Annotated in this window: 14 protein-coding genes; all 14 read left to right on the top strand. The window is 54.4% G+C overall.

Features of this window, described 5'->3' with window-relative positions; genetic code table 11:
* The first annotated feature begins 252 nt into the window (after positions 1-252).
* Positions 253-759, top strand: a complete 507-nt coding sequence (locus L0H14_RS10175; RefSeq protein WP_301419602.1) for a MarR family winged helix-turn-helix transcriptional regulator — start codon at positions 253-255, stop codon at positions 757-759.
* A 398-nt stretch (positions 760-1157) separates the two neighbouring features.
* Positions 1158-1394: a 50S ribosomal protein L28 gene (rpmB, locus tag L0H14_RS10170; RefSeq protein ID WP_022869501.1), complete on the top strand. Its 237-nt coding sequence runs from the start codon at positions 1158-1160 to the stop codon at positions 1392-1394.
* A gap of 2 nt (positions 1395-1396) precedes the next feature.
* A complete protein-coding gene (rpmG, locus tag L0H14_RS10165; RefSeq protein ID WP_022869500.1) occupies positions 1397-1564 on the top strand; it encodes a 50S ribosomal protein L33 in 168 nt (55 codons plus the stop codon).
* A 3-nt stretch (positions 1565-1567) separates the two neighbouring features.
* Positions 1568-1873 (top strand): 30S ribosomal protein S14, encoded by a 306-nt coding sequence (gene rpsN, locus L0H14_RS10160; protein ID WP_301419601.1) that lies wholly within the window; start codon positions 1568-1570, stop codon positions 1871-1873.
* A 215-nt stretch (positions 1874-2088) separates the two neighbouring features.
* Complete coding sequence (locus tag L0H14_RS10155; protein WP_301421776.1) at positions 2089-3591, top strand: hypothetical protein; 1503 nt, start codon at positions 2089-2091, stop codon at positions 3589-3591.
* Positions 3592-3894: 303 nt separating this feature from the next.
* Entirely contained in the window at positions 3895-4185 is a 291-nt protein-coding gene (locus tag L0H14_RS10150) for an HU family DNA-binding protein (RefSeq protein WP_022869497.1), read from the top strand.
* Positions 4186-4340: 155 nt separating this feature from the next.
* Entirely contained in the window at positions 4341-5006 is a 666-nt protein-coding gene (locus tag L0H14_RS10145) for a hypothetical protein (RefSeq protein ID WP_301419599.1), read from the top strand.
* A 90-nt stretch (positions 5007-5096) separates the two neighbouring features.
* Positions 5097-5768: a copper resistance CopC family protein gene (locus tag L0H14_RS10140; protein WP_301419598.1), complete on the top strand. Its 672-nt coding sequence runs from the start codon at positions 5097-5099 to the stop codon at positions 5766-5768.
* A 64-nt stretch (positions 5769-5832) separates the two neighbouring features.
* Complete coding sequence (locus tag L0H14_RS10135; protein ID WP_301419597.1) at positions 5833-5961, top strand: hypothetical protein; 129 nt, start codon at positions 5833-5835, stop codon at positions 5959-5961.
* Positions 5958-8072, top strand: a complete 2115-nt coding sequence (locus tag L0H14_RS10130; protein ID WP_301421775.1) for a cytochrome c oxidase assembly protein — start codon at positions 5958-5960, stop codon at positions 8070-8072. Before L0H14_RS10135 ends, L0H14_RS10130 begins: the two co-directional genes overlap by 4 nt.
* A complete protein-coding gene (locus tag L0H14_RS10125) occupies positions 8056-8853 on the top strand; it encodes a hypothetical protein (protein WP_301421774.1) in 798 nt (265 codons plus the stop codon). The genes L0H14_RS10130 and L0H14_RS10125 overlap by 17 nt, the downstream gene beginning before the upstream one ends.
* Positions 8854-8874: 21 nt before the next feature.
* Positions 8875-9687, top strand: a complete 813-nt coding sequence (locus L0H14_RS10120) for a metallophosphoesterase (RefSeq protein ID WP_301421773.1) — start codon at positions 8875-8877, stop codon at positions 9685-9687.
* A gap of 40 nt (positions 9688-9727) precedes the next feature.
* Positions 9728-10384, top strand: a complete 657-nt coding sequence (locus L0H14_RS10115) for an endonuclease III domain-containing protein (protein WP_301421771.1) — start codon at positions 9728-9730, stop codon at positions 10382-10384.
* A 129-nt stretch (positions 10385-10513) separates the two neighbouring features.
* On the top strand, positions 10514-10674 hold a 161-nt coding region (locus L0H14_RS10110), incomplete at its 3' end, for an FAD-dependent oxidoreductase (protein WP_301421777.1).

Here is a 10674-nt window from a genome sequence, read left to right as displayed (position 1 = left end):
CTAGTACAACGCAGGCCGTCACATGGTCTCTCATGCAGTGATGCTTCTGCTGGAGCTAAGCGATATTGATAGGAAGCCATTTGACTACAAAGGGTGATACCCAGGGTGAACTCCTTTGTTTTCGTCAGGAAGTGGGAGATCAAATATTAACGTAAGCGGTGATTGATGACCGCAATGTTTGCGGTGCCAAGCCGGAACGAGCCAAAGAAACTGGGGTTTTCGAGTCTGGCGATCAGGAAGAAGGGAACCATTATGATGGAGATTGCACACGACACCGATCCACACGAATCACTCATGTTGCCATCTCGCTCACATGAAATGAACTTTTGGCATCGTGTGGTTGCTGTCTATATGGGAGTCCTGCCAGACCTTGAGCATGACTTACAAAAAGCCGGCAAGATAAGTTTCTTCGAATTCCAGGTGTTAGACCATCTTTCAAGTGAAAACAGCCACATGAGCATGACTCGACTGGCTACTCGGTGTAACTCTTCATTGTCGCGTCTATCGCACGTGGCTCGTAAGCTCGAAGGGCGGGGCCTGCTCACACGACGGTTGTCGGAACGAGATAGACGAGTCACTGTCGCGCAAATAACCCCGACCGGGCGTAAGCTGATCACGAATTTGCGAGATGTTTACCACCGAGCTGTAGAAAGCCGCATGCTCGAATCGTTGTCTGGTGAGGGACTGCGCCAGGCCATAGAATTGATGGATCATATGCTGCGCCGCAATGAGCCTGATCACTGGTTATTTTCGGCATAACATGGCAGATCTATTCGGCCGAACTTCGTTCGCTACAGATCCTGATGTCGGAGTCGTTGTTTCGGTTTGATTAAACGCTCCGGGCGAGCTAAAATATGAGTTTGTCGTCAGTACTATGCTCAATTCGGCCCGACCATGGCCGGAGGAAGCGACGGAGAAGGTACTGAAGATAAAAAATTTTGGCTCTCTTTTATTGCGCAAGCAAGCAAAGAGACTCACCGTCTTCACCCTAGCGATGAAAAGGGCACTTCGGTTGGTTCTCACCCAGCCTGGTATTCCTTCGAGAAAGTCGCAGTAAGAGCGCGGTGTCACAACTGGTGGCGAAGTTGTCGCTGACTCCATCAGCGCAACAATATTTCGCCCGTCCTTTTACTACTGCTTACAACCGAGGAGTGATCATGGCAGCACATTGCCAGGTAACCGGAGCTGGACCGGGGACAGGTTATAAAGTGTCCCACTCGAACCGCCGCACCAAGCGCCGGTTCAACCCAAATATTCAAAAGAAGAACTACTTCGTCCCTTCACTGGGTCGCAAAGTAACGCTAAACGTATCTGCACGCGGTATCAAAGTTATTGATGCACGCGGCATTGATTCTGTCATTTCAGAACTCGTCGCTAAGGGAGTGAAGCTCTAAGAATGGCACGCGAAAAGGGCTTGCGCCCCATTATCAAAATGAAATCGACCGCTGGCACCGGCTTTACTTACGTGACCCGTAAGAATCGCCGCAACAACCCAGATCGTATTACTTTGAAGAAATACGATCCTGTAGCCCGCAAACACGTTGATTTTCGAGAGGAGCGCTAAGCATTGGCTAAGAAATCTATGATCGCTAAAAACGAGAAGCGTAAAGAAATCGTTGCTCGTTACGATGAACATCGTAAAAAGCTGAAAGCACAGCTGATTAACCCAGATGCTACTGATGAAGAGCGCGAAGAAGCACGCGTAGGTCTCCAGAAGATGCCACGCGACGCCTCTCCAGTGCGTGTTCGCAACCGTGACTCCATCGACGGACGTCCACGCGGTACCCTGCAGAAGTTCGGTATCTCCCGTGTTCGCCTCCGCGATATGGCTCACCGTGGCGAACTACCAGGTGTTACTAAATCATCCTGGTAAAACGCTGAGTTTATAAAAATCTGGCCGACGGTTCGACCGTCGGCCAGATTTTTTATTTAATGCTTCTATCGCTGGACAAAAGATCGTTATGCCGCACCAGGCAAAGTGCATCAACTATCGACTTACGGTCATATCAACATCACACAATGGATGGTCCTGACCTCCAATACGATATCCTGGCCTTATCAGGCGCTAAGAGGGGAGGCATTACAACAATGTCAGTGTTGAGTTTCGTGACCCTCGAATTGCAAACTACGCATTTGGACCCCGCTTCGGTATCTCAGGCTTCATACGTCAAACTCGTCAACGGCAATCTCACCCTCGTGGACTCGTGGCCAGTCATCCCACCCACCGCCAGCGGCGATGCCGTCAATGAATCAGCGCAGCAAACCAAAACCTGGGGTGAAGCGGTATCGCAGTTAACCATGATGGTTGGCACGCTGCCTGTTGTAAGTTACTATCGCGATGCAGACAAAGAAGTATTTCAAGCTGCAAGCCAGCATGTGGGCAAAACTCCACCTGAGTTCCATTGGCTCGATTGTCGAGAACTTGCTAAAAAATATCTTCCTGACCTACCAGAGTTTCAACTCTCCACCGTTTTGCAAGCCTTGGGCCTGTTTGATGAATATGGCAATAGCAATTCTGTCGAGCAGACCAGCCAGATCGTTATGGAGCTTGCCCGCAGACACGACGTAGGCTCAGTCAAGGAACTGTGGGGGGAGCTTTATGACCAGCCCGATAAACTCCTTGGTCTGGATGCGGGGCTCGAAGGGCTGAACTTCGCAGCCGTTCCAGCACCTGTGAACGAACAACCCACCGAAGACGTTATTGCTGAGCCTGCAACCGATGAAAACATCGCAGTTGGCGAACCCAGCAACCCCGTGGAGTCTGTTGATCCGGAACCGGAACCAGACGAACCCGACGAACTTATAGAGCCCATTGAAGAATTCCCAGAGGAACTCGCTGAAGAGCCGAGCCTCAACGCATCGCCGGAGGTGGAATCTGAAGACGAGACTACCGCTGTCCCGGCTCATGGTGCTGAAGCATCCTTGTCCACGACTGACAGTCAAGTAGCTGATCCGGCCGAAGATCTTCAGGATGACGATGCCCCGGATGAGACTGAACAGGATATTGCTCCGGCTCTAACGCCTGCATCGGAACCTATCCTGCCTATACCGGAACCCGACGAAGTCGAAACGCCCGTACCAGCCGACGACTCTGTTACGGCTGATACCGCTGCACTAGACGAAGAGCTTGATGAGGGCCCCCTTCCAGAGCCATCGACGGGTGATGGTGATGCGTTAGCTCAAGACCCGATAACCGAAACGCCTCGCGATGGTCTTGAGACTCCAGCGGACGAACAGTCGGGTTCGTCTGAGTCTGACGACGAAGTCGTCTCCGCCAACCCGGCACCAACCGAATACCGAACCGAGATGCCGACTTTTGAAGTCGTTGAGGTTGCTGAACGTCATGAGCCTGAACCTCAGAAGCCAAAAAAATCCAGTGCAATACGCGCCCTGGGTTTCTTCGGAGTGTTCGGTTTTGGGCTGCTAACCGTTGTTGGAGTGGTACTCACCGTGATGGCCACCATGCTCTTCTTCACCGAAAATTCGCTCATGCTGGAGACCAGAATTGCCGGCGTCATACTCACCGGTGCCATCAGCTTGCTGAGCTTGTTGATGACCGTCATGAGCTTCAAGAGTTTTCGGGATAATTAGCCTGAATTTGCTACCTTCGGGGCGCTCCAAGAAAGCCCTCTCATGGTGTTTTCGAGCTATGAGATTGCACTGATTTCCTGGGGTTTTTACAGTTGGGAGAGTTCCACAAAGTGGCGGCTTTGCTGGGAAGAAGCTGAACTTTGACCGACTTTTCGCCCAAAATACGCTTATTTCCGCGAAATTCCGCGAAATTCCGCAAAAATCGCCTTCAAAAGCGCCACAAACCGCGCCAATGGTGGTAGCTTTTCCCAAAGGAGCCCGGCGAACGTCGGGTTTAAGACAACCAAAAGTCCAGGAGGACATATGGCTATGAACCGCAGTGAACTTGTTGCAGCAGTCGCCGAGAAATCCGGCAATTCTGCCACCGCCGTCAATGGTGTGCTGGACGCCGTATTCGAGGTATTTTCCTCGCAGGTTTCAAAAGGCGAAAAAATCACCATCCCAGGCTGGTTCTCAGTAGAACGCACCAACCGCGCAGCGCGCACCGGTCGTAACCCACGTACCGGTGAAGCAATTGAAATCCCAGCCGGTCACGGTGTTAAGCTCTCCGCTGGTTCGAAGCTGAAGGCTGCCGCCACTGGCGAGAAAAAATAAGCTTTAGTTCCCTTAGAACCGAGACGCTCCGGAGATTCCGGAGCGTCTTTGTCGTTAAAGGAACTCAGGACGGCAACAAACAAAAGATGGTTTAATAGAGCTGATTCATTTTCTGCACCGTGGAGCGCCGGTGCCGCGCTAAATCAGGAGAGTACATGACGTCGGATAACGCTGTGTTCAGCAGCCGCGTCTCCGGTGTTGCTCGACTGCTCCGCGGCTGGGCGGTTGCGGTCTTTGCTGTCATGTTAGCTGCGGGAGGCCACCAGGCAGCGCATTCAATGATGCACGGGGCTCCTGATGTTATTCCGCTGGAACTTCTCGGCTTTTCGATGGCCATCACCGCTCCTATTGCGGTTGGGCTAGCAGGCAAGCGGCTCTCAAAATGGTCGACAGCGACCACGACCGTGATCGCCCAGATCGTATTCCACGCGCTCTATTCTCTGCCGTATACCGGTGCCTCGGCGGTCCACGACGCACACGGCCATCATCATCTGGCTCCGGTCACACAAGGCCACACAGCCCCAGCGATGCCTGCAGCCGGCGCGGAGACCCTTCACGCCTCGACGACAGCTGACGTCGTCATGGTCGTAGCGCATATATTTGCAGCAGTGTTCACCACAGCGGTGATTGTGCATGGTGAACGGTGTCTCTTCGTACTCGTTGGGTGGTTACTGCTTGCACCGACGCGCTTCGTGTTGGCTGCTCAACCGGTGGTCATCGTTCGCCCCAAACGGGTAATAGGCATTTCGCGGGTCTGGATACCTCGCCCGGTAGACGTCTTTCGAGCTCGTTGGACTCGTGGCCCTCCAGTTGTTGCGTAGCAGTGGCCTGCCTGCGGGAATGGGCCTGCCTGCGGGAATGGGCCTCCCGCGACCATTGAACGACCCAGGTTCGAACTTGGGGGAGGAAGAATGCAACAAAAAGTATCCACAAAATTCGGCATGCTGTTTGCAGCACTTTGTGCAGCACTGAGCTTGATGCTGGTGCCACAGCTTGCCTATGCCCACGACGTACTGACTGAATCAACACCTGAGCGAGACTCGACTGTAGAAACGACGCCGAGTGAAGTTCGGTTGCAGTTCTCCGGTCAGCCGCTCGATGGGCAAGGTCTAACCAACCTGATTCGTATTACTGATGAACAGGGAAATCAGTGGCAGGACGGCGACGTGGTGGTAGAAGGTTACGACCTTGCCATCCCAACGTGTGAAGGTATGCCGCAGGGCGACTACACGGTGGCCTATCGAGTGGTGTACTCAGATGGTCATACTGGTGAAGAGAACTTCAGCTTTACCAATGCCGATCCGGATGCCCCAGAGGAAGGTGCACCGCAAGATTGCGGTGAAGCCGTCTCCGCTGCTGATGAAGAAACTGCGCCAACTGAAGAAGAAACCGTAGCGTCAGAAGAAGATACTCCAACCCCGTCGGATGCCGGTGAAGCAAGCAATGAAGATGCTGCTACCTCGATTCCAACGTGGGTCTGGGTCGCCGGAGGTGTAGGCGTCGTAGTAGTAGCAGGCATTGTCTTTCTGCTGATGCGCGGCACCCGTACCCCTGGAGATTCTGAAGATCCCGCAGACGACTAGAATTCTGCAGGAAAGACTTCAGGAAAAGTACTAAAAGTACATCCCACTACAACATCAGCCTGCCGTGGCTGAGCACCCTAACCTGTGGGCCATTCCAGTTGGCTCCGCAGTATTTGCTACCCCTCCTGGTTGCCAGGAAGGTGGCTTTATCGGCGAGGAACTCTTCGCCGGATTGTCCAAGGAGCACCGTTGACAACGAAAACTGACACACCAACCAAGACTGCACCGAGCTGGCTCTGGCCCGTCTCCGTGGTAACGGGCGTGGCATTTTTGCTTGTTATCGGTGTTCAATCGGGAGTCACCGGGGTTCAGGAACTCTCTGACCCCGGTGCTCTCACCCGGTGGGCACTGCCCGCTACCAAAGTGATCCACAACATTGCCTGGTCCCTGACCTTTGGAGCATTGATGTTTGCCGCGGTGATTTTGCCGCGTTGGACCAAGATGCCGCGGCGCGGCCAGGCACCTCCCAGTGATACCGAAGAACACCCGGCCTATACCCGAACCGTCAAAATCGCCAGCGTATCGGCGATTATCTGGACGTTCAGCGCGATCGCACAAATTGTTTTCACCTATTCCGACGTTGCGGGGATGGCAGTCAATGCTTCCGAAGGGTTCTCCGAAGGCATGCTCGACTACGTGTTAGCGATCGCGGTTGGCCGCGCTTGGTTCTGGATGACGATTATCGCCGCCGTCGTCACCAGTGTGATCTTTGCGTTACGCACTCCGATCGGCATGGCTTGGGCAGCTGTGCTGAGCCTGGGCGGTGTGGTCCCGCTGGCGCTGGTTGGCCACTCATCCTCGGGTGACGATCACTTTGCTGCTGTGAACTCCATTGGGCTGCACCTTCTTGGCGTGTTGCTGTGGCTCGGCGGCCTAGTGCTGCTGGCAATGCTTGCACCGAAGCTGACGGGCACCTCCCAACTCAAATCACGGGCAAGAGCGAACAACACACAGCCGCTGGTCTATACGGTGCTGACCCGTTATTCCGCCGTCGCAGGTGTTGCAATCGCGCTGGTCGCCGCATCCGGTGTTGCCAATGCGGCTATCCGCATGGAGCACTTTGGCCATTTCTTTGCCCCCTACGGGCAGATGGTGGTGCTCAAAGCCGTCTTGACCATCGCATTAGGCCTCATTGGTCTAGCCCACCGGGTGCGCGTTATCCCTCGATTGAAAACTGGGACCACGCAGCCTCCGGCACGCGCTCGCAAAACCCTGTGGCAGTTGATCGCCGTCGAAGTAGTGATCATGGTCGGCGTCATGGTAACCGCCACGCTGTTGGGAAGTTCCGAACCACCAAAACCAGAGGAAATACCCCCGGATGCCTCACCAGCTCGGATTACCACCAAATATGAGCTGCCACCTGAACTTTCAGCGATCCGTTGGATCACTGAATGGCGGTTCAACTGGCTCTGGGTTGCGGTCGCTATCTTTTTGGCTATTTGGTACGTTCGCGCGATTCGAAAACTCTCCGCCCGCGGAGATAAGTGGCCGGTCCAACGCACCATTTTCTTCTTCATTGGCCTGGCCATACTGGTGTGGGATACGTCGGCAGCTCCTGCGATCTACGGGCTGGTGTTATTCTCCGCCCACATGGTCAACCACATGATCCTGACCATGCTCATACCGATCTTCTTAGTCCTCGGCGCGCCGATTACCCTAGCGATGCGCAGTATGGAGTCACGCAAAGACGGTACCCGGGGACCACGCGAGTACATGCTGACCCTGTTGCAATCCAAGTATTCGAAGGTCATCACCAACCCGATATTTGCTGCGGTGAACTTTGCCGGTTCACTGGTGATTTTCTACTTCACCCCGGTCTTTGAATTTGCGCTGCGCTATCACATCGGACACGAGATGATGAATATTCACTTCTTGCTGACCGGCTTCATTTTCGTCTCGGTCATGATCGGTATCGACCCATTGCCAAACAGGCCCAGTTATCCGCTGCGGTTGGTGATTCTGTTAGCGACCATGGTGTTCCACGCGTTCATCGCTGTTTCCCTGACCGGCTCCGATTCGCTGTTGATGTCCGAATGGTTCTCAGCCATCGGCCGGGATTGGGGCGCCTCTGCTATCGAAGACCAACAAATCGGTGGTCTGATTATGTGGGGGACCGGTGAATTCCCTACGGTGGGGATGGCTATGATCGTGCTGTTCCGCTGGCGTCAAGATGATATGCAGCACGCCAAACGACGTGACGACCGCGTCGACCGACTCGGGGATAGCGACCTTGATGATTTGAATGAATACTATGCCCGCATGGCCGTAGCCAACGAGGAGACCAACCATGACCCGAACCGGTAAACTCACCAAAGTTCTTGCGACCATATCGGTGGCTGGACTTGGCCTGACAGCCTGCTCTTCAGACGATGAGCAGAGTGATGGCTCCAGCCAGGAACATCAGCTAGACACCCTCCTGGCCACGGACGCGAGTCCGGATCAACGTGCCGCTGGTGCCGGTGCATCGATGGCTGTTGAGCTGGGGTTTGAACAGGTCCAGCCAGCCACTGAGGAAGCTCTGGGCGCAGTCCGTGACAGTGCTGAAGAGCGTGCCGGTAGTGCCCAGGAGATGACCGTTGAGCCGCAGTCCTGTGCGAAGCCTATTGAAGCGTTAGATTGGTCTCCCATTTTGGCGGCATCGGATTCGATGACCAGGGTCGATTTTGGACGAGAGAATTTTTCGGGTGTCGGCAGTATAGAAATCGCAGGGATCAGTGAAGATACCGGCGGTGAGGCTGAGGCTGCTGACCAAGTTGCCGCACACCGAGAAGCTGTCGAAGAGATCACCACCAAGTGCAACGATCTGACCATGATGCTGGCCGATGAGTCTGAACCTGATTGGGCCGAGCTGGAATACACCTTCACAGCAGAACCAGTTGAAACCGAAACCGGTTCAGGGCTGCTGTGGCAGCGCTACCCAACCGAAGGTGAAGGCGGGCAGTCGACCACAGCGCTCACCCTGATGGCCGAACACGAAGGACATGTAATCATGGTCGCCTTCATCGGTAATGAAGAAATTGCTGACGCCGAGTTCCAAGATATTTCGGAGGCGATTCTCGCATCAGCAGTAGGACAGCTGGAATAAAAGAGCCGTTAGTATTAACCCATGACCACTGTCTCACCTACTCTCCGCCTCATTCAGCTTTCTGATCTCCACCTAGTAGAAGAAGGCAAACTCCTTCGCAAAGTACTGGATACTCCAACGCGCATGCGTGAAGCCTTGGATCAGATTCTGACGTTCAAACCGGCCGCAGTGATCTTATCGGGAGATATCGGTCAGCGAAATCATTATGTTCACGATGACGCCGCTGCATATTTCGGACATTTTCAAGACCAAATAGGTATTCCGTTTATCGCAGTGGGCGGCAATCACGACCCCATCGATTCGGTGGGGACAGCCTTCAACCCGGGAAAGATTGCCTCCGGCCCGGAACTGGGGGATACCGTCCACGACGTCCAAGGGCTACGTATCATTGGCTTGGACTCTCACGGAGTTGGGCGCCACCAGGGTCACCTGACAGGCGAACAACTTGGCTGGCTTCGACAGAGGCTCGCCGAACCCGCTGAACACGGCACACTGGTGGTAACACACCACCCCCCGATACCTTCGACGACGCTTTCGCAACGCGGCTCAGGTTTACAGAACGCCGACGAGCTGTATGAGGTCATCAGAGAGACCGACGTTCGAGCGATCTTGTCTGGCCACTATCATCACCAAATTGCTGGCACTCTCGGACACATTCCAGTGTGGGTCTCCGGTGCAGCGTCCTACAACTTTGATCTGTTGGCCGAAGACACCACACTGACGGGCATGGGGGACGGGTGGGCAACCGTCGTTGATGTGTACGACGAGACCGTCACTTTCTCCTCGCTGATCATCACCCCGCGCGAGAAAGTGTTCTCCAAATCTGTCGGCTAGAGACGGCGCGGATACACGCCAGCCAGCCGGAAAGCAGTTCATGTCAGCACAGCTAACCTTTCGTCAGCTCTACCAATTGCTCGATGAGCATGTTCAGCCGGGCACATGGTGGCCTGCTGACACCGATTTCGAGATCGGTGTTGGGGCGATCCTGACCCAGAACACCGCGTGGATAAACGTCGAACAAGCGATCGCTGCGTTAAAGCGGACCGATCAGCTCTCCCCGGAGGGCATCGCACGTGTCGATGTAGACGAGCTCAGAGGCCTTATCCGACCAGCAGGCTTCATGAACGCTAAAGCCACGTATCTGAAAAACTTTGCCACGTGGTTTCTGACGAACCATGAAACAGCACATCTGGTAGAAACCAACCCGCTGCGCACCAACTTACTAGAGGTAAAAGGCGTTGGCCCAGAAACCGCCGACGATATGTTGCTCTATACATATGACCGTCCGGTGTTTATCTGGGATACCTATGCCCGCAGAATGTTAGCGACTGCTGGCTATGTACTACCCAAAGGATATGAGCCAACTAGACGAGTGTTCTCATCTTGTGTTCGAGACGCAGATTTTAGCGTTGACGAGCTCCAACGATTTCACGGACTGATTGTCGAAGCCGGCAAACACGCGACCGCAGCGGGCGGCTGGGATACGTACTGGCAGCACCTTCAACAAGCAGCAAAACCTTCTGAAGGTTAGTGGTGGCTTGCTTCTCATCGCCTTCTCATCACGAACTCATAGTGTTCTCATGTGTCTGGTCGACCATAGAAACACCAGCACATGAGGTGCCCCAGAACCTGATGTTGTCGCTATACGAAGGATGCCAATATGCAGATCCCCCAGCGTTCCGTTGACCATGGCCGTCGCGCCATCGTTGTTGGGTCCGGCCCCAACGGTCTCACAACCGCGGCACTGCTAGCCAGGGACGGATGGCAGGTCGATGTGTATGAACGCAATGCTCATCCCGGCGGTGCCGCGGCATCTGCCGC

Origin of the sequence: Yaniella sp., assembly GCF_030453185.1 — a bacterium.
In the GTDB taxonomy this organism is placed as follows: Bacteria; Actinomycetota; Actinomycetes; order Actinomycetales; family Micrococcaceae; genus Yaniella.
The sequence above is the reverse complement of the archived record's forward strand: the minus strand, read 5'-3'. Positions and strand labels throughout refer to the sequence as shown.